At 46.9% G+C, this 23,139-nt stretch carries 13 protein-coding genes; 10 read left to right on the forward strand and 3 right to left on the reverse strand.

Translation table 11 applies throughout. The features are described from left to right. Window positions 1-3: 3 nt before the first annotated feature. The 5 genes from QZ327_RS00560 to QZ327_RS00580 all read left to right on the forward strand — a co-directional run bounded on the left by QZ327_RS00560 (window position 4) and on the right by QZ327_RS00580 (window position 4,409). Entirely contained in the window at window positions 4-582 is a 579-nt protein-coding gene (locus QZ327_RS00560) for a bifunctional nuclease family protein (protein WP_294616217.1), read from the forward strand. Window positions 583-588: 6 nt separating this feature from the next. Further along, complete coding sequence (locus QZ327_RS00565) at window positions 589-1,287, forward strand: 16S rRNA (uracil(1498)-N(3))-methyltransferase (protein WP_294616218.1); 699 nt, start codon at window positions 589-591, stop codon at window positions 1,285-1,287. Window positions 1,288-1,294: 7 nt separating this feature from the next. Beyond that, a complete protein-coding gene (locus QZ327_RS00570) occupies window positions 1,295-2,395 on the forward strand; it encodes a DUF4836 family protein (RefSeq protein ID WP_294616219.1) in 1,101 nt (366 codons plus the stop codon). Between the two features lie 23 nt (window positions 2,396-2,418). Continuing rightward, window positions 2,419-3,063 (forward strand): ATP-binding cassette domain-containing protein, encoded by a 645-nt coding sequence (locus tag QZ327_RS00575; RefSeq protein WP_294616220.1) that lies wholly within the window; start codon window positions 2,419-2,421, stop codon window positions 3,061-3,063. Between the two features lie 143 nt (window positions 3,064-3,206). After that, window positions 3,207-4,409 (forward strand): ABC transporter permease, encoded by a 1,203-nt coding sequence (locus tag QZ327_RS00580; protein WP_294616222.1) that lies wholly within the window; start codon window positions 3,207-3,209, stop codon window positions 4,407-4,409. Between the two features lie 85 nt (window positions 4,410-4,494). Here the strand turns inward: QZ327_RS00580 and QZ327_RS00585 are convergent, their stop codons facing one another. Further along, window positions 4,495-8,580, reverse strand: coding sequence for a two-component regulator propeller domain-containing protein (locus QZ327_RS00585; RefSeq protein ID WP_294616223.1), 4,086 nt, complete (start codon window positions 8,578-8,580; stop codon window positions 4,495-4,497). A 436-nt stretch (window positions 8,581-9,016) separates the two neighbouring features. On the opposite strand from QZ327_RS00585, the gene QZ327_RS00590 reads away from it, so the two are divergent. The 3 genes from QZ327_RS00590 to QZ327_RS00600 all read left to right on the forward strand — a co-directional run bounded on the left by QZ327_RS00590 (window position 9,017) and on the right by QZ327_RS00600 (window position 16,215). Continuing rightward, on the forward strand, window positions 9,017-12,079 hold the full coding sequence (locus tag QZ327_RS00590) for a TonB-dependent receptor (protein WP_294616224.1): 3,063 nt from the start codon (window positions 9,017-9,019) through the stop codon (window positions 12,077-12,079). A 17-nt stretch (window positions 12,080-12,096) separates the two neighbouring features. Further along, window positions 12,097-14,052, forward strand: a complete 1,956-nt coding sequence (locus QZ327_RS00595; RefSeq protein WP_294616226.1) for a RagB/SusD family nutrient uptake outer membrane protein — start codon at window positions 12,097-12,099, stop codon at window positions 14,050-14,052. A gap of 153 nt (window positions 14,053-14,205) precedes the next feature. Next, a complete protein-coding gene (locus tag QZ327_RS00600; RefSeq protein WP_294616228.1) occupies window positions 14,206-16,215 on the forward strand; it encodes an alpha-glucuronidase in 2,010 nt (669 codons plus the stop codon). 188 nt (window positions 16,216-16,403) lie between these two features. On the opposite strand, the gene QZ327_RS00605 is transcribed toward QZ327_RS00600, so the two are convergent. Together QZ327_RS00605 and QZ327_RS00610 are read right to left on the reverse strand one after the other, a co-directional pair. Next, complete coding sequence (locus tag QZ327_RS00605) at window positions 16,404-17,513, reverse strand: endo-1,4-beta-xylanase (protein ID WP_294616230.1); 1,110 nt, start codon at window positions 17,511-17,513, stop codon at window positions 16,404-16,406. Between the two features lie 66 nt (window positions 17,514-17,579). Then, window positions 17,580-19,457: a sialate O-acetylesterase gene (locus QZ327_RS00610; protein ID WP_294616232.1), complete on the reverse strand. Its 1,878-nt coding sequence runs from the start codon at window positions 19,455-19,457 to the stop codon at window positions 17,580-17,582. Window positions 19,458-19,920: 463 nt separating this feature from the next. Between QZ327_RS00610 and QZ327_RS00615 the strand changes: the two genes are divergently transcribed. Both QZ327_RS00615 and QZ327_RS00620 read left to right on the forward strand, forming a co-directional pair. Beyond that, window positions 19,921-21,549, forward strand: a complete 1,629-nt coding sequence (locus tag QZ327_RS00615) for a sialate O-acetylesterase (RefSeq protein WP_294616234.1) — start codon at window positions 19,921-19,923, stop codon at window positions 21,547-21,549. A gap of 50 nt (window positions 21,550-21,599) precedes the next feature. Continuing rightward, a complete protein-coding gene (locus QZ327_RS00620; protein WP_294616236.1) occupies window positions 21,600-23,096 on the forward strand; it encodes an MFS transporter in 1,497 nt (498 codons plus the stop codon). The last annotated feature ends 43 nt before the right edge of the window (window positions 23,097-23,139 follow it).

A 23,139-nucleotide genomic window follows, 5' to 3' on the forward strand; every position in this document is an offset into this window, starting at 1 on the left:
AGAATGAACAGGAAGAAGATAGAACTGCATGTACAGAGTATCTCAAGCAGCCAGGCACAAGCCGGAGCCTATGCCCTGGTGCTGAGTGAGGTAAACGGTCAGCGCGAATTACCGGTTATCATAGGCAGCAGCGAAGCACAGTATCTGCTGATTGAAATGAAAGGCATCGTTCCGCCCCGCCCGCTGACGCACACATTGTTTGCCTCCGTGCTTGAAGTTTTGGGAGTATCCTTGCTGCGTGTGCTTATTCACAAGGTGGACAATGGTATTTTTCATGCCTATCTCTACCTGAAAACGAACGATGCGGTACTGCGCATCGATGCACGCACGAGCGATGCCGTAGCCCTTGCCCTGTGCATGAATGCCCCGATTTTCGTATACGATGACATTTTAGAGGCCGAGTGCCTGAAAGCGGAACATCGCACCACTCCGAACCGGGAGGTAAAGAGCAACGAAAACGCCCTTACCCGAAAAAACACCCTAAAGCAGTTGGAAGCCGCCCTGCAAAATGCCATAGACAAAGAGGAGTACGAACGGGCGGCACAACTGAGAGACATGATCAGCCAATACAAAAAACAATAAACAACTATGCACGTATTCTATACTCCCGACATACAGTCGCAAGCCGAACTCCCCGGCGAAGAAGCCGCCCATGCAGTCCGCGTACTGAGATTGCAAGCAGGCGATGAAGTGACACTGACCGACGGCAAAGGCAACTTCTACCGTGCGGAAATCAGTACCGCCACCCCCAAACGTTGCCTTGTCAATATACTGAAGACCATTCCGCAAGCACCTTTATGGAGCGGACACCTGCACATCGCAATGGCTCCCACCAAGAACATGGACCGCACGGAGTGGTTCGCAGAGAAAGCTACCGAGATAGGTTTCGATGAACTGACATTCCTGAACTGCCGCTTTTCGGAGCGTAAAGTAATCAAGACAGAGCGTATCGCCAAGATATTGGTATCCGCCATCAAGCAATCGCTGAAAGCGCGCCTGCCCCGGCTGAATGAAATGACCGATTTCAACAAATTCATCAGCCGCCCTTTCGAAGGCCGCAAATTCATCGCACATTGTTATGAAGGGGAAAAGCCTTTATTGAAAGATATTGTCCGCAAAGGAGAAAATGCGTTGGTGCTTATCGGACCGGAAGGCGACTTCAGCGAGGAAGAAGTGAGGAAAGCCATCGAGAACGGTTTCGAACCTATAAGCCTTGGCAACTCCCGCTTGCGCACCGAGACCGCAGCACTCGTTGCCTGCCACATCTTGAACCTGCAAAACCAATAATTAGGATATGAGAAAGAGTTTTTACTTCTGTTTACTGCCGTTTCTGCTAATGGCACTGTGCCTAAGTTCGTGCGGCAAAACCGAGAAAAAGACAGAATACACCCATGTAATTCCCGCCAATGCCACAGAAGTAGCGGCAGTCGATTTAAAAAACATCGTCCACAAAGCCGGATTGAATGATGCGGACAACCAAGCTACTTTGCAGCGCCTGTTGGCACTGCTTCTTGAAAGCGGAAACACCAATTTGGAAAAAGAAGCGGAAACGCTGCTGGAAAACCCTGCCGAAAGCGGAATAGACTGGAACACCCCGGCCTACGTTTTCAAAGCCCCCACCCTGCACAACACTGCAATCAGCATGAAGATTGCCGACTTACATAAGTTTGAAACCATGCTCCAACTGTTCGTTCAGGAGCAATTATGTACCGCTCCGGCAAAAGCCAACGGTTACCGAAGTGTCGAAATAAAAGAAGCCGGAATACAGTTTTCCTACAACGACGGTACTCTGCTGGGAGTTTACGGCGGTAGTTCGGAACAGCTACAGAAACTGCAACCGGCAATCGCCGCCCTTATGCAACAGCCTGCCGACAAGAGCATCCATGCCAATAAATACTTCACCCCGATGATGCAGCAAAAAGGAGACATACGCCTGTTGGCAACTCCCGACGCCCTGCCTATGGACGTCCGTGGCGTGCTGAACTGGCCGCATGGCACACAACTGCTGGGCTATGTCCTGTTCGAGAACGGGCGCATATACGCTACCCTGCAAAGCGCCGAATTCAAGGGGAAGACCAAAGAAAGCAACCAGCCTTTTCATCCTCAAAATTCGAGGGAGTTGCAGCAGGCTGTCATGAGCATGATGCACGGGGTGCCTTTCAATATCTCGCTCACCAGCGATGAATTGCTTACGCTGACCAACCTGCGTGTGCTTATGGAATACGCGCCGGACGAACCGGAAGTCAATATACTCTACCAACTGATTATGAAAATAGAGGAACTGAACCTGCGGGGAGACAATAACCGGACAAACTTTACAATCGTCCTGAACGAAAAGAATGAAAATGCCCTGAAACAGCTTGTCGGTTTCGGCAAGTCATTCGTGGGGTTGTGATTGTAATCAGTAATTTATATATAATGAACCACATTCATTTACAACAGACCTTACCTCAGGTATTTGCCAACCGTGATACCATCTCCTCACAAATATGGCATCAGGACATCCTTTTCAGTAAAGGAAAACGGTATCTGATAGAAGCTGCCTCAGGCACCGGTAAGTCATCACTGTGCAGCTATATCTACGGATACCGCAACGACTATCAAGGTATCATCAATTTCGACGGACGAAACATCCGCTCACTCTCCGTCAACGAATGGACGGATATAAGAAAACATTCACTCAGCATTCTTTTTCAGGAATTGCGCATCTTCCCCGAACTGACGGTCCTCGAGAATATCTTATTGAAAAACCGCCTGACCGGTCATAAGAAGAAAAAAGAAATTCTTGCCTTTTTAGAGGCAATCGGCATTCCCGACAAAGTCAATGAAAAAACCGGCAAACTCTCTTTCGGGCAACAGCAACGTGTCGCTTTTATCCGAAGCCTTTGCCAACCGTTCGACTTTATCTTCCTGGACGAACCTGTCAGCCATCTTGATGAAGAAAACAGTCTCATCATGAGCCGCCTGCTTATGGAAGAAGCCGACAAACAGGGCGCAGGCATCATTGTCACCTCCATCGGCAAGCATCTGGAATTGGAATATGACGAAACCTTACGGCTGTAGTTTTCAACCGACAACTGAAAATTGACAGCAGATAATTGATAGTTGAAAAATGAAAATTGACAGTTGAAAACAGAAAATCAAAGCCCAATAATTCAATACCCACAACCCATCATTTAAAATTCATCATTCAAAATTCAAAATTAATGAACCGACTTGTCTGGAAACTTCTCCGTCAACATATCAGTGTAGGTCAACTGACCGGCTTCTTCTTCGCCAACCTCTTCGGCATGCTGATTGTACTGCTAAGCGTGCAGTTCTACCGTGATGTGCTTCCCATCTTCACACAGGGAGACAGCTTCATAAAAAAGAATTATATCATCGCCACCAAAAGAATCAGCACGCTCGGCAGCTTTACCGGAAGAAGCAACACCTTCTCCCCGAAAGAAATCGAAGAGATGAAAGAACAATCCTTCACCGAAAGCGTGGGAGCCTTTACCCCTTCCTTATTTAAAGTATCCGCCGGATTAGCCATGCAGGAAACCGGCATACACCTTTCTACCGAAATGTTTTTCGAGTCGGTGCCTGACGAATACGTAGATGTCAACTTGGACAAATGGCATTTTGATGAGACCTCACAAACCATCCCTATCATCATTCCGCGCAATTACCTCAACCTGTATAACTTCGGCTTTGCGCAAAGCCGAAGCCTGCCGAAACTCTCCGAAGGACTTATGGGGCTGATACAAATGGACATCACGTTGCGGGGTAACGGACGCGTTGAACATTTAAAAGGGAAAATTGCAGGTTTCTCCAATCGTCTGAACACCATTCTTGTTCCCCAAGCGTTTATGGAGTGGGCGAACAGAAGTTTTGCTCCCGGCAAAGAAGCCCGCCCTTCCCGTCTCATCGTCGAAGTAAAGAACCCCACCGACACAGCTATCAGCGACTATTTCCAACGGCAACATTACGAAACCGAAGGCGACAGCCTGGATGCCGGAAAGACGACTTATTTCCTGCGGCTCATCACCGGCATTGTCATGAGTGTAGGATTGTTTATCAGCATCTTATCTTTCTATATCCTAATGTTAAGCATCTTCCTGCTGCTGCAAAAGAACACCACGAAATTGGAGAATCTGCTTCTAATCGGATACAGCCCGAACCAAGTAGCACTCCCCTACAACATCCTGACAGTGGGGCTGAACCTGTCGGTACTGGTATTGTCTGCCAGCGGAATAGCATGGATGCGCAGCTACTACATGGAAATACTCGGCGCGCTCTTCCCGCAATTGGAGGCAGGGTCGTTACTGCCATGCCGGATAACGGGATGCGCGCTGTTCCTCGCAGTGTCCTTGCTGAATATCCTGATGATACGCAGAAAAGTCACAAGCATCCGGAAGAAGAAATAAACACGTACATACCGGTTCTCGTATCAGTTCATAGCAACGAGCGGTTGCCTTACCGCATAGGGTAATTTGCACATATAGACAAACATCACCTATGCTGATTCATATACTCCTTCGGTGACATTCCGTATTTCTCACGGAAAGAACTGGAGAAATGAGACAGGTTGGTGTATCCCGTGGCATAAGCAATCTCCGAGACAGTGAGTTTCTGGTCTTGCGCCAGCAAAGCAGCCGCCTGCTGCAAACGGATATTCTTAATGAAATCACGCGTAGAAAGATTGGTCAGTTCCTTCAATTTACGATGCACATGCACACGGCTTAACCCTACTTCGGAAGCAAGCATCTCAACATTCAGCGCAGGGTCGTCCAGATGTTCATTCACCACCTTCATGATTTTACCCATCAATATCTCGTCATTGGATTTCATGGTGATTTTTTCCATCTTATCCTCTTGCTGTTGCGCTCCGCTGAATTTGTTGCGCAGCAGCCTGCGGTTGGCAATCAGGTTGGCAACGGTCTTTTTCAGCAACTCCGTATTGAAGGGCTTCACCATATAGGCATCAGCACCGGTCTCCATTCCTTCCAAAGTGTCTTCCGGCTTGGATTTCGCCGTTAACAATATGACAGGTATATGATTCACATTGGTATTCTGCTTTATCTTACGGCACAGTGTCAGCCCGTCCATCTCGGGCATCATGACATCCGAAATAATCAAATCGGGAGCGTCACGCAAAACCAAATCATAGGCTTCTTTTCCATTGTTGCAAGTCTCGACTTTGTAGTCGTCCGCCAGTTCCGATTTCAGGTAGGTTTTGATTTCGACCTCATCCTCCACCACCAATACCCGGTAATGCGTCTTCGCTTTAACTCCGGCTTCGGGCTCTTCCCCTTCTTCCATCAACGCTTCTTCCAGTTTTGCCAACACAGGTTTGTCAACAGTGTGGAACATGGAAGTGTTTGCATCTACAGTCTCCAGCTCGTCGGTACGCAAATGTGCCGAACCTAACGGTATGCGTATGACGAAACGGCTGCCGGAAACATCCTCTCTGTTTTCTGCAAAAATCACCCCATGATGCAATTGTACCAATGAACGGGACAGGTGCAAGCCGATGCCTGTACCGAAGTTGGATTTCGTCACATCATTGTCTATCTGATAAAAGCGTTCGAAAATACGTTCTATCTTATTACGGTCGATGCCAATGCCGCTGTCTGTTATCACAATCTCAAAATATTCGCGTAACGCATCCCGGCGCGTCATATCCTGACCTGTAGTCAGGCTGACCTGCACCTCACCTCCATCCGGAGTATACTTAAAGGCATTGGAAAGAATGTTCAACAGCACTTTATCGAAGTTATTCAAATCTATCCACACTTTCAGTTGAGGCATCTTGTGTTCAAAGACGAAACGGATATTCTTTTTATGCGCCATATACTCGAATGTCTGCATCAAGTCATCAATGAATCCTACCATATCCGTTTCGCGGAATTTCATGAACATCTGTCCCTTATCCAGCTTACGTATATCCATCAACTGGTTAATCAGGCGCAGGATGCGTTGTGCGTTACGATAAATCATCAGATAGGTCTTATGCAACTCGCCATCTTTTTTATCCGCCAGCAGTTTCTCCAGCGGGTTGATGATAAGCGTCATGGGGGTACGTATTTCGTGGGATATATTGATGAAGAACTGCAACTTCGCTTCATTCAGTTGCTCGGCATGTTCCCGTTTCATGATTTCACGACGGTGGCGCATGCGCGACACGATATAATTGACGATGCCCCATACCAGCAACCCTGCCAAAACGGCGTAAATGCAATATGCCCACCAAGTCTGATGCCAAGGAGGAGTAATCAGGATTTTCACCGTACGCGTTTCCGAATAATTGCCATAATTGAGGGCACGCACCTGAAACGTGTATCGACCGGGCGGCAGATTGTTGTAAGTCACACGATTCACACCCGGTTCGGTACTAAGCCATTGAGAACTTAACTCGTTAATCTTATACTGATAAGAGATTTGCCCGGGATTATTGTACTGCAATGTGGAAAAAACGATACTGAATGTATTGTCCTCGTGCGACAACCGAAACAGTTCGGCATCCTGTACCGATGTATGGATGATGGGGTCTCCGCCCGAAAGGCTGTTCTTATGTATCGGCTGATTAAATACGTAAAAGTCCGTAATCCATACATTGGTTTCTTTGGAAACGTTTCCGATTCTTTCCGGAGAAAAACATGTGATACCGTTGATGCCGCCGAAATAGATTTTTCCTTGCTTGTCTTTATAAAAAGCCCCGTGGGTAAATTCGGTGCCCTGCAATCCGTCTCCCGAATAGTAATTGACAAAACGGTTATTCTTCACATCATACCTGCTGATTCCCATATAGGTACTGATCCATATATCGTGACGGAAATCCTCACAAAGACCGCAAATAACGTTATTGGGCAACCCGTCTGCCGTTGTAAATCTTTTAAGTTCCCCCGTCTTTTTGTTGAAACAATAAAGTCCGTCCGTAGTACCTGCCCAAATATTACCGGAATAATCCTCTTGAATGGCATAACCCACGCAACCGGAAATCAACGTATTCACCTGCCGGTAGTTTATGAAACTCCCTCTCAGAGGGTCGAAACAGCTTATCCCTTTATAATGTCCCAACCAGACAAGTCCTTCGCTGTCGCAGAATATATAGTTTATCCAATCGTTGGCAAGTTCATTTCTTCTTAAATCGCCCGTTTCATCTTTAGAAGATTCGTAATGTCTCAAGTTGCCGGTCTGTAAGTTATACTGATAAAAGCCGGAACCCAATGTCCCGATATACAGGTTTTTCTGTTTATCTTCGGCAATAGAAAGTATCTTTTCATTGTCGACAGGCAGGGAGTAGTCACACTCTCCGGTCTTGCGGTTCAATTTTGCCACGCCTCGTGTATAGGAGCCAAGCCATAGGTTCTTTTCCGAATCCTCGTAGACGCACATGATCGTATTGGCAACGGAACGAGCGGAACTTCCCGGCTGATAATGCCTTAACCTCTTTCCCTCCGCGTTCAGTTCGTATATACCCTCATTATCAGCACCTACCCACAGGTGTTGGTTGCTATCCTGAAAGATAGACATAACACATCCCTGCCCTATAGGATTATAATAGATAGATTTACTGCCATAATATTCAAAAGGATTGCTATGTTTCGGAATCAGGACAAGTCCTTTTTGAAACAACCCCAACCATAGATTTTTATCCTTATCTTCTAAAATCGTATGTATCTTTCCTTCCGAGAAGTCTATCGGAGCAGCGTTGATGATATAATCCTCCAACTGCTTCTTTACAGGATTGTACATTTTCAATCCCTGCCCGTCGGTACCTACCAGCAGTTGCCCGTCTACCAACGACATGCAATAAACGGAAAGCGCACTGTTTCCCGTATAAGGAACAGGAGTAAAGCTGTTGTCTTTCCTATTATAACATGACAGCCCCCTCTTTTGCGTCCCGACAAACAGATTACCCTGCTTGTCTTCTATAATGGCGGCTATATTATTATCATTGAGCACCGGAGATTTGAATACACGCACCTCTTTCGTAGCAGGCATGTAACAAATCAATCCGTTTCCGTAAGTTCCTATCCAGATGTTATAATAGGAATCTTCATAAAAACAAGACTGAAAATTATAGTTAGATTGCTTTAAAAGGTTATCCACGGATACAGCCTGTTTCTGCTCTTCGTCCAAACGGAACATACCTTGCCCGGTAGTAGTCATCCATATTTCTCCGTTATGCAACTCCAGCATCTGTGTCACATGTGGAAAAACCCGCTTACCGGCACGTATCATAGGAATTTCGGAGAAAGTGTTTGTCTCACGGTCATATTTCATCAGCCCGTCGATACATCCCACCAACAAATCATTCCCACTATCCTCGAACAAGGCGCGCACATAGTTATTCCGGATTGAGGAGGAGTCTGCGGAGACATGCCGGTAATCGGCAAAGCGCAAACCGTCAAATCTGTTTAAACCATATTCCGTCGCTATCCATATATAGCCTTGCTTATCCAAAAACATTTGATTAATCAAGCTACTGGACAAGCCGGCATCCGTTGTATATACTTTTCCGATTTGGGCACTGATATTCTGAACAACGCAGCACAAACATACTACAAGTATCTTCCAAACGCATCTTTTCATAGTCTTTCTTCTTAGTTAGATACAAAAGTTTGACAAAGATAAGCAAAAAGATAAATATGCCACTTTTGTGATAGAAAAAACTTCATCTATCCGGCAAAGGCAAGAAGAACCGATTTTAAACGTTTTTTATAATATCAGACGCCATTTACCGCCTCCTTCCCGGTCAATGTAACATATACAAAAAAGAATGTAACATAATTAAAAACCCATGTAACGTTATAAAAAATATAAGTATCATCTATATACTACTAAATCAAGCATACCCAGTATCTTTGTCCCTGTCGAGAAAATGAGAGCACATCCCCTTTTCTTCGTTTTTCATTGTAGAAAATAAAATGAATGTCCAACCTTAAAAAAACAGTAGTATGAAAACCTGAAACCAGAATGACACCACGCTTTTATTTAACATTTTTATTCAATTAAAACCTTGTTTTTTATGAAACGCACAACTTATTATTTTAGGCCCTTGGGGCTATTATTGTTACTTTGCCTGATACCTCTGTGGAGTATTGCCCAGAATATCACAGTAAAAGGTATTGTGAAAGATAATTCAGGCGAACCGGTTATCGGTGCCAATGTAACAGAAAAAGGAACGACCAACGGTATGATTACCGATTTGGATGGAAAGTTCTCGTTAACAGTACAGAAAAACGCCACCATGGTAATTTCTTATATCGGATATATAACCCAAGAAATTGCCGTTAAAGGAAATGCAAATCTCAACATTACATTAAAGGAAGACTCCAAAGCATTGGAAGAAGTAGTGGTTATCGGTTACGGTACGGCAAGAAAATCGGACGTAACAGGTTCTATCGCATCAGTGGGAGGCGACAAACTGCGTGAAATCCCGGCAACGAACATCACATACGCTTTGCAAAACCGTATTGCCGGTGTGGATATGGCACAGACTTCTTCACAACCGGGTGCCAGCATGCAAATCCGTATCCGCGGTACCCGTTCTCTGACGGCTTCCAACGACCCGTTAGTAGTATTGGATGGGATTCCTTTCATGGGAAATCTTTCCGATATCAACCCCGGTGACATCAAAAGCATGGACATCCTGAAAGATGCTTCCTCTACAGCCATTTACGGTTCGCGCGGTGCCAACGGTGTTATCATCATCACCACCAATAAAGGAGCACAAGGCACACCTGCCAAATTTACCTATAACGGTTACGTAGGTGCCAAAACCGTATTCTCCAAATACCCGATGATGGACGGAAAGAAGTTTGCCGAAATGCGTAAATATGCCGGCAAATTTGAAAACTCTCCCGACGAGTCGGATGATGTCAATACAGACTGGCAAGACCTGATGTACCAAACCGGTATGGTGACCAGCCATGACGTAAGCGTAGCCGGTGGCACAAACAACGGCAACTACAGTTTTGGTGCAGCTTATTATAAAGACCAGGGCGTAGTTCCTACCCAGAACTACACACGCTATTCATTGCGTGGTTCATTTGACCAGGGTGTAGGTAAATACTTCCGTTTCGGATTAACTACAAACACCAACTATAACGTAACAAAAGGTCAAAACATCGGGCTGTATAACACATTGGCTACTTCTCCGATTGCAAATCCATACAACGAAGACGGAAGCCTAAAGAGAACGGTGAAGCTGAACAGCCAGGACGAACACTTTGTGATGACACGCGATGTTGTAGAAAGTCTGGAAGATACATGGCTGAACGAACAAAAAGGTTTCGGTACTTATAACAATCTTTTTGCCGAAGTACAATGCCCGTGGGTCAAGGGGTTGAAATATCGTGTGAATTTAGGTTTGAACTACCGTTCTACCAAAGGTGGAACATTCACGGGAGAAGGCGTAAACAGTACGACAATCGACACTCCGTCCACTGCCTCTTTAACGCACACCGAAACGACCAACTGGGCGATAGAAAACATGATAACCTATGACCGCACATTCGGCAAACATCAGTTGAATGTAATAGGTATGTATTCTGCCGAAGAAACTGTCTACACAAAATCCGACATCGCCGCACGTGATATCCCTGCCGAATATTTGCAGTATTACAATTTAGGACGCGCAGAAAGCACCATCACTGTCAATCCGAACAATTGGGATTACCAAAAGAGCGGTTTGATGTCCTACATGGGACGTGTCATGTATACATACGATAACCGTTATATGTTCATGGCAACCGTACGTTCCGATGCCTCCTCACGTTTGGCAAAAGGACATCAATGGCACACTTATCCTGCCGTATCCGCAGGTTGGAACATCGGTCAGGAATCATTCATGGATGACATCGAATGGCTGGATATCCTGAAAGTACGCGTAGGTTACGGACAGACATCCAATCAGGCAGTAAACCCGTATTCTACTTGGGGTAAATTGTCCACCCGTCCCTACAACTTCGGTCCTACCGGTTATGCCACCGGATATTATGTTTCGGCATTACCCAACTATGAGTTAGGTTGGGAATACTCTTCCACATGGAACTTCGGTCTTGACTTTACATTATTCGGCGGTCGCCTGTCCGGTACGGTAGAGTACTACACACAAAAGACATCCGACTTGCTGCAAAATGTCAACCTTCCTTCAACATCCGGTGTAAGCAGTTACATGGGTAACGTAGGAAAGACAGAGAACAAAGGTTTCGAGTTGACATTGAACGGAACAATCCTCGACAACCATAACGGTTGGACTTGGGATGCCAGCATCAACCTCGCCGCTAATCGCAACAAGCTGACGGAACTTGCTTCGGGAGCAGAACGCGATGAAGCAAACAGCTGGTTCGTAAATCATCCTATCGATGCAATCTACGACTATGAGAAGATAGGTTTGTGGCAAGAAGGCGATCCCTATCTTAACATACTGGAACCGGGTGGAAACGTAGGTATGATTAAAGTAAAATATACCGGTGAATACAACGAAGACGGTACGCCTGTACGTGCAATCGGTCCGGACGACCGCCAAATCATCAGCTTAGAGCCTAAGTTTACAGGTGGTTTCAGCACCCGCGTAGCATACAAAGGTTTCGACCTGAACATCATTACCGCATTCAGATATGGTGGCAAGCTGATTAGTACGTTGCATCACGCCGGCGGTTATCTGAATATGTTGACAGGTCGTCGCGGAAACGTAGATGTAGACTACTGGACAGAAGAGAACACCGATGCCAAGTATCCGAAACCGGGTGGTATCCAGAGCGGTGACAACCCGAAATACGGTAGCACTTTGGGTCTCTTTAACGCTTCCTACTGGAAAGTCCGCAACATCTCTTTAGGATATAATTTCGACAAACATGCCTGGCTGAAAAACTTCGGTATCCAAAGTTTGCGCGCTTACGTGACAATACAGAATCCGTTCGTTATCTGCTCTCCTTTCCACAAGGAAACAGGTCTGGATCCGGAAACCAACTCTTATGGAAACGAAAACTCGGCAACTCCGGCTTTCCAAAGACGATTCCTGACGATAGGTACGAACTCTCCGACTACACGTAATTATTTATTCGGTATTAACTTGACATTCTAATTAAGCTTTGAAAAACTATGAAACCAATATTTACTAACATAAGAGTTCTGGGAACTACGGCAATGGCATTGCTCTTTGCAACTTCCTGCTCAGACATTCTGGACGAACAGCCACGTAGTATTTACGAACCTACTTTCTTTCAATCGGAAAGAGGTGTAGAAGGTGGTATAACCGCGATGTATTCAAACCTGCGTAACCTCTACGGACAGGCTTACTACTACAATGCCTGTCTGACGGGTACGGACGAAGCTACCTGGGGACAATCGGCTGACGGCAACTTCAAAGATGCCGACTTGTCCGGTGTAGGTAATCTTACAGCAAGCAGCAGCCGTTCGGATGCCTTATGGGGAACAACTTTTCCTAACATCAATACCGCTAACGGCATTATAGAGAACGGATCGGCAGTAGGTGTTTCAGCATCCCTGCTTGCCGAAGCACATTTCTTCCGTGGCATGGACTATTTCATGCTGGTACAGACATTCGGCGGTGTTCCATTGGATTTGGGTGCAGGCGAATTAAAGTTCAATACTTCAACCTCGCGCACTTCAGTGCGTAACACTGTGCCCGAAGTATATACCAAAGCCATTTTCCCCGATTTGAAAACAGCTGTCGCCGATTTGCCGGAGAATCCCCGCGTAACCGGTGGAGTAACCAAAACCGTAGCCCGTCTGTATCTGTCTAAAGCATACTTGACGTATGGCTGGTGGTTGGAAAACCCCAATAATATTCCGACCTATCCGGAATGCGACCGTATTGATCCGGACGGACACGATTCCAAGTGGTATTACCAACAGGCATACGACATAGCTATCGAAGCTATCGAGCACCCCGGTCCTTACGGTTTAATGGAGAGTTTCTATCAGACTAATGCAGGTCAGTACGACCGTAACAAGGAAATCCTGTTGTATGCCGACCATACTCAAGAAGATGAATACTACAATGGCGGTAGCTTATCATACGGTGGCGGTGGAGCCCCTGACAACTTTGCGGGTTGGATGATGAACTGGAACTACACAGACACCCAAGTAAAAATTGCAGACGGCAAAACATTAGACAAGCCCATCAATCCAATCATTCGTATCGCCGAACAGGCTTACGGACGTCCTTGGACTCGTATGGCACCTCCTCACCATGTATTTAAAAAGACTTTTTACGATAAGACAAACGATTCCCGTTTTGACGGAACATTTACAACTGTTTACTACACCAACTGGTCCACAAACGGAGCAACTTGGCAGACTGTAACAGGACCTACCGGAATAGCAGTAAAAGAAAGAGAACCTTTATTGTCTTTTATAGAGGATGATACTGACATTGACTATCCGGAAGGAGCCGGCATCAGTAATGTAGGTGCGGGAACCATAGAAGGACGTGCCGACTATGTCATAGGTTTTAATGCTGTCAGCCGCCGCGTATTCCCCGGTCTTTGGAAACTCGGTCCCTACCGTACGGACAATGGAAATGGTCCCGGTCAGCCGAATGCAGGTAGCACCCGTCCTTACAACATTGCCAAGTTCTCGGAACTTTACTTGGTAGCTGCCGAAGCAGCCGTAAAAGGTGCAACGGTTAAAGCAGGTATGAACGCCCGCGAATTAGTCAATGTACTCCGCAGCCGTGCCGGCAAGTGGACATTCAGCAATGCCGAGAATAGAGAAGTAAACATTGACAAGAGTGCCGATATGGTGGCTGCAACTCCGGCAGAAATCACTATCAACTATATCCTTGACGAACGCTCACGCGAATTCTTCGGTGAAGGCTATCGTTGGTTCGACCTCGTACGTACGCAGAAGTGGAACGAATATGCCGACACTTATCAAATATGCGGTGAAAACAAAGGCGATCGTGAAGTCAAGACTTACACCCGTACCATCAAACCGGGACATTATCTCCGTCCTATCCCGCAAGGACAACTTGACGGTATGGAAATGAGCGCTGATGAGAAAAGATTTTATCAAAATCCTGAATACAGATAATCAATCTCATTAAGAGCCTGCTTAAATTTTACCCTACGTTTTTTTCAATAAAATTTAAATCGGCTCCAAGTTCTCAATAGGTATTTATCAAGGCCGCTTGTAGATGTTTCAAAGTGTCTGCAAGCGGCTTTTTACCAATAAAAAAAATATCCCATGAAAAACTTTAAAACATTCAGTATCATCCTTTTCTCCATACTGGCACTTTCGGCATGCACAGCTCCCGAACCCATAGCCCAGGATGGGACAATGCTTTGGCTTGCCAACGGGCGCAGCTACAACGACGTGCTTAATTCCGTCGTAACCAAAATAGACAGCACGCTTGCCAAAGAGGAATATCATATCTACGATGCCGATGGCACACGCCGCATCGACGGCGGTTCCCGGTCTGCCATCCGCTACGGAGTATATGCCTTGCAAAGGGCGGAAGTTCTCGGCAAAGCCGACGCAGGTATGGACGTCCGCGAAAAACCATATTACGAATACCGCATTCTCAACCATTGGGACAACCTGGACGACACCGTAGAAAGAGGCTATGCCGGATTGTCCATGTGGGAATGGACAGCCCGCGAAATCCCCGTAGAAAGAATTCGCCACTATGGCGAGCTCTGCTCCTCGGTAGGACTAAACGGAGCCGTGCTCAACAACGTAAATTCCAATCCGCTTATCCTCGACAAGGAACACATCGACAGAGTGGCTCAAATAGCCGGCATACTCAGGGAGTATGGCATTACCACTTATTTGTCCATAAAATGGACAAGCCCCATGGCACTCAGCGGATTGAAATCCGGCGATCCCCTTGACCCCACCGTCCGCCAATGGTGGAAAGATAAGGCGGCAGAAATTTACGCTGCCATTCCCGATTTCGGCGGTTTCCTCGTAAAGGCGAACTCCGAAGGACAAGCCGGTCCGCAGGATTACGGCCGTACCCATGCCGATGGCGCCAATATGCTTGCCGAAGCAGTGGCACCCTATGGCGGAATCATCATGTGGAGAGCTTTCGTATACAGCCCCACCAGCAATGACCGCGCCAACCAGGCGGTAGAAGAGTTCAAGTCTCTTGACGGACAGTTTGCAGACAATGTCATTATTCAAATCAAGAACGGTCCTATCGATTTTCAGCCGCGCGAACCTTTCAGCCCGCTATTCGGGCAGCTATACAACACTCCCATGATGATGGAATTTCAAATCACTCAGGAATACCTCGGTTTCTCCAACCACCTGGTCTATCACGGTACCACGTACGAAGAGTGCCTTGACAGCGACACCTATAGAGACGGAAAAGGCTCTACCGTGGCAAAAATGGTGAAAGCCATCGCAGGGGTGGCGAATACGGGGCAGGACCCTAACTTTTGCGGATATATCTTTGCCCAATCCAATTGGTACGCCTTCGGCCGCCTGGCATGGGACCCTACGTTAAGCGCCGGACAGATTGCAGACGAATGGGTACGCCAGACTTTCATCCGCCCCAAAGGGATGACCCCGCAAGCCTATGAGCGGAAATTCCTCATCCCCGTCAAGGACATCATGATGAGTTCCCGCGAAACCGCCGTAAATTATATGATGCCGCTTGGTTTCCACCATATATTCGGCGGGTCGCACTACGGACCGGGTCCGTGGGAAAGCAGCATAAGACCCGACTGGTCGCCCATATTCTATCACAAAGCAGGTAAAGACGGCGTAGGCTTCGACCGTACCCGCAACGGCTCTGCCAACGTAGACCAATATCATGAACCGCTTGCCTCCCAATTCAACGCTCTTGAAACTTGCCCCGAGGAGCTGCTGCTCTGGTTCCACCATCTTCCATGGGACTACAAACTCTCTTCCGGAAGGGAACTTTGGGACGAGATTTGCCTGCATTATGACAAAGGAATCTCGCAAGTTGAGAAATATCAGGCAACATGGGCGAGCCTGAAACCATATATCAGTGAAACCATATTTGACGAAGTGGCACAAAAATTAGACATTCAAAAGAATGATGCGGAATGGTGGAGAGACGCTTGTGTAGGTTATTTCCAGACCTTCTCCGGCAAAGAGCTTCCCGCAGGCGTGAGACCGCTGAAAGCCCCTATCGACTCGTTAATGGGCAGCAGGGTAAAATCCAATCGCTACGGCATGCCTTACCACGACGAAAACCATAAGCCTGTCATTATCAAACGCCGCTGAAAAAAGTTTCCCCCACCTTTTCATAGCCCCTTAGGCAAGGGTATGAAAGGGTGAGGGAAACAGAAACCGGCTTCGTCCGGACGGAGTTGAAAGAAAAAGTTGTTGCCAATAGAGTGGCAGAGTCTTGCCAACCTATTTGGCAACAACTGTATAATGCTCCTCTATATTTCCTGCAAGCATTCTTATGCCTATTCCAGTAATTTCTTTATAAACTCTTTCGGTTGATAATCGCGGTCGAAGAGCAACGCATAGTCCTTACGTCCTCTCACCGGGAAACCGTTCTTCCAGGAATCACCGTCAGTCACTCCCCAAGCCGTCACGCGGCTCACTACATCGGAATGTTTGATAAAGAGATTCAGAAATTCAGCCATACGGTCATTCCATTGCCGGGAAACGCTATCGGGCAACGATTCGGGATAAGGGTTCAACATCTTCTTATATGCCACCGTATCAGAAACATTGGCAGTACGCTTCAAAGTAGGTAGCGCACTCATGTCCCATTCCGTTATCATCACTTTAGCGCCGGTAGAAGCATAGGCAACCATACTCTCTTCGAAATCTTTCAAAGAAGGATAGTCGAGACCTATATGCCCCTGCATGCCAATGGCATCGACACGGATTCCCTTGGATTTCATGTCATTTACAAGTTTTACAACAGTTGCACGCTTTCCGGCCTCGTGCATATTATAGTCATTATAATATAATTCTGCCTCAGGATCTGCCTCATGGGCGTATTGGAAAGCAAGGGGTATGAACTCTTCGCCTAAGATTTCGTAGAATTTACTTTTACGGTAAGAACCATCTTCAAGAATCGCTTCATTCACAACGTCCCAACCCTTTACACGTCCTTTATAACGGCTCACAATAGTCGTAATATGGTCTTTAAGCCGTTGCTTCAAGACTTCCGGAGCCACATTCTCACCTTCCTTGTCGACACAGAACCAGGGAGCAAGCTGAGAATGCCAAACCAGGCAATGGCCTATAATGTACATACCGTTCTCTTCGCCGAACTTTACGAACTCGTCCGCCTGGCTAAAATCATAACGGTCTTCCTCCGGATGAATTGTCTGGCACTTCATGCAATTCTCTGCAACAACCGAATTGAAATGGCGCTTTACAATCTTGACAGCGGCAGTATCCACACCGGAAGACTGGCTGGTATTCAAGGCGACACCTATTAAGAATTTATCACCCAGCACATCTTTCAACGAAGCCTCGTTTTCCGTTGTAACACGCGTAGCGCAAGAACCCAACGCCAGACCTGCCAACAATGCCAATAACGTTTTTTTGTTTTTCATGTCTCTTCTTGTTTAATTATTAAATTATTAATTGAATATAAGAATCTGTTTATACTTTTAAATAAACTACTGCCAATCGTCAGTACGAAAAGGCGAAGCGAGCAACCCTTCCTTGTTGCACAGGTTGGCGTCCTCCGGATTATTGCTCCAGGCATAGCGCACGGCTACCGGATGCTTTACGTCATTGCTGCTTACAACGACCTTATTCCCCCGTATCACGGCATTTGCCCATACAAATTTCCGGTCTTCTCCTGCAATGGCAAAATGCTTCAACTCTTTTCCATCCTTACAAGCCAGCCCGCGACCGGTTTCGGTAAAAGTCAGGATTATCTTATCCCCATCTACCTTCATATCTTTATATAAAGGTCCGGAAGCCGTGATTTTTTCTCCATATACGAGTTTGCGGGCACCCAGAAAGAGCCGCTGCGCCACCGCTTTCTTATTCAACGGATGTATGTCGTTCCATTCGCCCACATCATAGGTCACTGCCAAAGAAGTATAAGGAACATCCAGCGCCGTCTTAAACTGTGCCTCACGTATTCTTGCCCAGCCGCTGTCCGTAGGGATGTCGCTCTTCTCCATAAAATTAGGCAACTGTACCAACAGGAAAGGCATATCAGGCTTTTTCCAAAGTTCTCTCCAGTTCTTAATCAACGCCTCCAGTAAAGAAGCATACGCTTGCGGACGGTCGGCATTGCTTTCGCCCTGATACCATATAGCCCCTTTCACCTGATAGTCCCTCACGGGATAAATCATCCCGTTATAGAGTCCGGAACCTGCCCTTTTCAGGTTCTTCAGCCGGTCGGCATATCCGGCAACTTCATCCCGGTTAATACCCATTTTGTATTTCCACGTACCGGTAAGGTCGATTACCGCATCATCTCCTACAATCTGATATTTCTTGCCTTTGACAAAACCGCCATGAGACGAATTGGCAGTAAGCCTTACGGTAATCACATTCTCGCCCTGCGTCAGGACTCCTGCCGGAATATCATATTTACGGGGAGGATAAGTATAAGAAGTAAAACCTACGAAGGTACCGTTCACGAAAATAGAATCGCTGTCCACCAATGTTCCCATGTATAGGCGCGCGTGCCTTCCCACCATAGAGGCAGGCACCCGGAAGGCTTTTCTATACCACACCGTGCCCTTTGCATGAATGCCGTTTTCCCACCAATATCCCGGGACTTCCATGGTCTGCCAATCCGCATCGTCCAGGTTTTTCCGTTGCCACTTGCCGGTACCCTTATCCTGCTTCGCCAGCTTCATGCTGTCCAAAGCGGCTTTGTCGACAACCAGTTCCGGAAACATCTTCAAATGTTCTTGGCTCACCCAACTTTCGATGGCAGAGCCACCTAAGCTGGAAACCAACATTCCTACAGGCACCTTATATTTATTATATGCCTCCTGAGCAAAGAAATATGCCAGCGATGTCCAATTCAACACATCGGATGCCGTGGCGGAATGCCAACCCGCGTTGCCGGCTATCTCTTCTTTCAGTTCTTCCACCGAGTGCTGGGTAGGCACTTTGTAATAGCGTATCATGTGATTGTTGGACACATTGATTTCAGGAAACATATCCGTCAGACGTACTATCGGATTTTCCTGATTGGACTGGCCGGAACAAAGCCAGACATCGCCCACCAAGACATCACGGACCATAAGCTCGTTTACTTCCAACAGGAAAGGACCGCCGGCTTGTTGTGGCGGCAACATAACTTGCCATTTCCCCTGTTCGTCCGCCTCCGTATCATAATGCTTTCCTTGAAAACGTACGGTTACTTTCTCTTCCGGAGAAGCCCATCCCCATATCTTCAATTCCACATCACGTTGCAACACCATCCTGTCGCTTATCAAGCGAGGAAGCCGGACTTTAGCCGACAGCGGCAATAAAACCGTACAGGACAAACAAACAAGGCTAACAATAAAAAAGATTCTTTTCATAACTCGTATACAGCAAAATTATTCATTGTCCCAAAATTACGCAATCCGCCCAACACCGGACACAAACCATGTTACACTTTTCTTCGCTCGGATTACAGCATTGCCATGCACGTTACCTTTTCTTTTTTCCGCGTAACAAAGGGTATACAAAGCGCCATAAAAGGGCCCCGACCCACATAAAAAATACATCCATATATCCCGGAACAGGAGTTGGACAAAAGAGCCGCAACATATATCAATACGGCAGAAAAAGCAATCCGTAGGAGACATACACCCAAACAACAGCACCCAATAACCGGGTAACAACGCTGAAAAACAAGGGATATCGCACGCTCCGACAAGGAATGTAACATATAAGATAAAAGATGTAACATACAACAAGTTTTGTGATACGTATTCTAAAGCAAATTAAAAAGTGGTTGCCTACCTTTGTGAAGTCGCATAAAGACCGACAAAAAGAAACATGAAAAGTTTGGTTTATGATAAAGTTAGGTTAGGAGTAGCAGTGTTACTTTGCCTTTGCGCTTCCTCATGGACAGATGCAAAGGTAAAGTTACCTGCTTTACTTTCGGACGGAATGGTGTTGCAACGTGAACAACCCGTAAAAATATGGGGCACCGCGGATGCAGGTGAAGCCGTCACCGTAAAATTACAGAAAAAGACTTACCACGCCACTGCCGATGCCGACGGACGTTGGAGCATCCTGTTGCCGCCGCAGAAGGCGGGCGGTCCTTATCGGATGCAAATCAACGACATCGAGCTGGACAATATATTAATAGGAGATGTATGGCTCTGTTCGGGACAATCGAACATGGAACTGCCGGTAAGACGGGTAACGGACATGTTCGCCCGGGAAATACGCAACTACGACAATGAAAAAATCCGCCACATCATTGTCCCTAAAGAATATAATTTTCATGCGCCGCAAGCGGACCTGTCGTCAGCAAGTTGGAAACCTCTGACGCAGGAGAATGTAATGGAGTTCTCCGCCCTTGCCTATTTCTTCGCTAAAGAAATGTACGAGAAAACCGGTGTTCCGGTAGGACTTATCAACTCCAGTTGGGGAGGTACGCCCGTAGAGGCATGGATAAGCGAGGAGGGACTAAAGGAGTTTCCTTTATATATCAATGCCAAACGCCTGTATGAGGACGATGCCTATTGCAGGCACATCAAGAAATTAGAGGGCGAAAACTTCCATCGCTGGAACCGGGCACTTTATCTGGGCGATGCGGGACTGCACGAACCGACTCCCTGGTATGCCGCCGGTTATGATGACAACAGTTGGCAAACCGTAAATATGTTTTCGCAATCGTGGGGAAACAACGGTCTGAACCCTATCGGCGGTTCGCATTGGTTGCGCCAAAACATAGAGATACCGCAGACATGGACCGGCAAGGAAGCCACGCTCCGTTTGGGATGTATTGTCGATGCCGACTCCGTATATGTGAATGGAGTGTTTGTCGGGACCACCGGTTATCAATACCCGCCCCGCATCTACCGGATACCTGCCGGTGTGCTGAAATCCGGGAAAAACAATATCACCGTACGCATCATCAGCAACGGCGGACAACCGAGTTTCGTACAGGAAAAGCCGTACAAGATTATCTGCGGCAACGAAGAAGTCAACCTGAAAGAAGAATGGAAATACCGTTTGGGAGCTCCCATGCCCCCTGCTCCGGACATGATGTTCTTCTGTTACAAGCCGATATGCCTGTACAATGCCATGATAGCTCCGTTGCAGAACTATTCCGTCAAAGGCGCGATATGGTATCAGGGCGAATCCAACGTAGCACGCCGGAATGAATATACGGCACTCCTAACGGCAATGATTGCCGACTGGCGACGTACGTTCAATCAGCCCCAATTGCCATTCTACATTGTAGAGTTGGCGGATTTCCTGCCCAAAGAGGACATCCGCGGTCGAAGGGAATGGGCGGAAATGCGTCAGGAGCAAGCCAAAGCCGCTTCTGCCAATACCAATACCTACCTCATACAAAACAGTGATTTGGGAGAATGGAACGACATTCATCCGTTGGACAAAAAGACTTTGGGAAAACGTGTGGCTGACAGTGTATTGAATGGCATGCAATAACTGTACACACCGACTTTCGACATGATTAAACCTATAAAGATATAATAAGAATGAATACACTCAGCCAAAAAGTGTCTATGGCCGAAAAAATCGGCTACAGTCTTGGAGATTGTTCTGCGAACTTCGTGTTCCAGATGATGATGATTTACCAAACCAAGTTCTACACAGACGTATTCGGTCTGGAAGGAGCCGTTGCAGGTAGCGTAATGTTGTTAGCGCGTATTGTAGACGCTTTCGTGGATCCTACGGTAGGTCTCCTGTCCGACCGTACAAAATCGAAATGGGGCAAATACCGTCCGTGGGTACTCTGGACAGCCCTGCCGTTCATGATATTCTATATCCTGGCGTTCTACAATCCGGGCATCGAGGACAAAGGACTCGTAGCCCTGTATGCCACCATCTCTTATACTTTGCTGATGACCTTGTACTCATTCAATAACACCCCGTATGCTTCATTGGGCGGTGTGATGACCGGTGATATAAAAGAGCGTAACAGCATCACCAGTATCCGTTTTGTGGCAGCTACCATTGCACAATTCGTCATACAAGGCTTGACGTTGCCACTGGTAAGCAAGTTTTCCGGCGAATCGGGCGACAAAGGACACGGATGGCTTTGCACCGTTTCGCTGTTCGCAGCCATCGGTCTGGTATTCTTTTTCATCACTTTCTTTTCCGCACGCGAGCGGATTACGCCGCCTGCCAGCCAAAAGACAGACACCAAACAAGATATCAAAGATGTATTCAAGAGCATACCTTGGCGAGCCATGTTCATCCTGACATTATTCATTTTCACCACCCTTGCCATGTGGGGAAGCGCCATGAACTACTACTTCGAGAACTATGTGGATGCCGGTGCGCTTTATGCTTTCCTTGACCAAATAGGACTGGTGGCAACCGAAGCCGGAGAGGGAATGGGATACACCCTATTGAATGCCTTCGGACTGATAGTCAGCACGCCGGACAAGGCATACGAAGTAGGTTTCGGCGTATTCAACATGTTAGGGGCATTGGTGCAATTCTTCGGTGTGATCCTGCTCTCCAATTTCCTCGCAAACCGCTACGGAAAGAAGCGTGTATTCATTGTATGCCTGGCACTGACAGCTTTGTTTACCGCATTCTTCTATTTCCCTAACGAAACGGATATAGAAACGATGTTCGTACTGAACTTTCTCAAGAGCCTTGCCTACGCCCCGACAGTACCTTTGCTTTGGGCGATGATTGCCGATGTAGCCGACCACTCGGAATATGTCAACTACCGACGTGCCACAGGCTTCGTATTTGCCGGTGTCGTTTTCGCATTGAAAGCAGGTTTGGGCATCGGAGGCGCACTGTTGGGTTTCCTTCTTTCCGGTTTCGGATATGTGTCGGGAGCAGGTACGGAACAGACAACTTCCGCCATACATGGTATCGTACTTTCATCCAGCTTAATTCCTGCTGCAACATTCTTTGTCGGAGTCATCGCACTTTACTTCTACCCCATTACCAAAGAATACAACGAACACATGCAGGCGGAGCTGAAAGAACGGAGAAGCAAAGCCGACTATTAAAAGCCAATTCCTACAAACAATTCAATAATTCATAACTAAATTT

Source organism: uncultured Bacteroides sp., assembly GCF_910578895.1.
In the GTDB taxonomy this organism is placed as follows: Bacteria; Bacteroidota; Bacteroidia; order Bacteroidales; family Bacteroidaceae; genus Bacteroides.

What these genes read in the sequence shown, in the direction of transcription:
- QZ327_RS00560 (WP_294616217.1), top strand. Translation starts at nt 4, where the DNA reads ATGAACAGGAAGAAGATAGAACTGCATGTACAGAGTATCTCAAGCAGC.
- QZ327_RS00565 (WP_294616218.1), top strand. Translation starts at nt 589, where the DNA reads ATGCACGTATTCTATACTCCCGACATACAGTCGCAAGCCGAACTCCCC.
- QZ327_RS00570 (WP_294616219.1), top strand. Translation starts at nt 1,295, where the DNA reads ATGAGAAAGAGTTTTTACTTCTGTTTACTGCCGTTTCTGCTAATGGCA.
- QZ327_RS00575 (WP_294616220.1), top strand. Translation starts at nt 2,419, where the DNA reads ATGAACCACATTCATTTACAACAGACCTTACCTCAGGTATTTGCCAAC.
- QZ327_RS00580 (WP_294616222.1), top strand. Translation starts at nt 3,207, where the DNA reads ATGAACCGACTTGTCTGGAAACTTCTCCGTCAACATATCAGTGTAGGT.
- QZ327_RS00585 (WP_294616223.1), bottom strand. Translation starts at nt 8,580, where the DNA reads ATGAAAAGATGCGTTTGGAAGATACTTGTAGTATGTTTGTGCTGCGTT.
- QZ327_RS00590 (WP_294616224.1), top strand. Translation starts at nt 9,017, where the DNA reads ATGAAACGCACAACTTATTATTTTAGGCCCTTGGGGCTATTATTGTTA.
- QZ327_RS00595 (WP_294616226.1), top strand. Translation starts at nt 12,097, where the DNA reads ATGAAACCAATATTTACTAACATAAGAGTTCTGGGAACTACGGCAATG.
- QZ327_RS00600 (WP_294616228.1), top strand. Translation starts at nt 14,206, where the DNA reads ATGAAAAACTTTAAAACATTCAGTATCATCCTTTTCTCCATACTGGCA.
- QZ327_RS00605 (WP_294616230.1), bottom strand. Translation starts at nt 17,513, where the DNA reads ATGAAAAACAAAAAAACGTTATTGGCATTGTTGGCAGGTCTGGCGTTG.
- QZ327_RS00610 (WP_294616232.1), bottom strand. Translation starts at nt 19,457, where the DNA reads ATGAAAAGAATCTTTTTTATTGTTAGCCTTGTTTGTTTGTCCTGTACG.
- QZ327_RS00615 (WP_294616234.1), top strand. Translation starts at nt 19,921, where the DNA reads ATGAAAAGTTTGGTTTATGATAAAGTTAGGTTAGGAGTAGCAGTGTTA.
- QZ327_RS00620 (WP_294616236.1), top strand. Translation starts at nt 21,600, where the DNA reads ATGAATACACTCAGCCAAAAAGTGTCTATGGCCGAAAAAATCGGCTAC.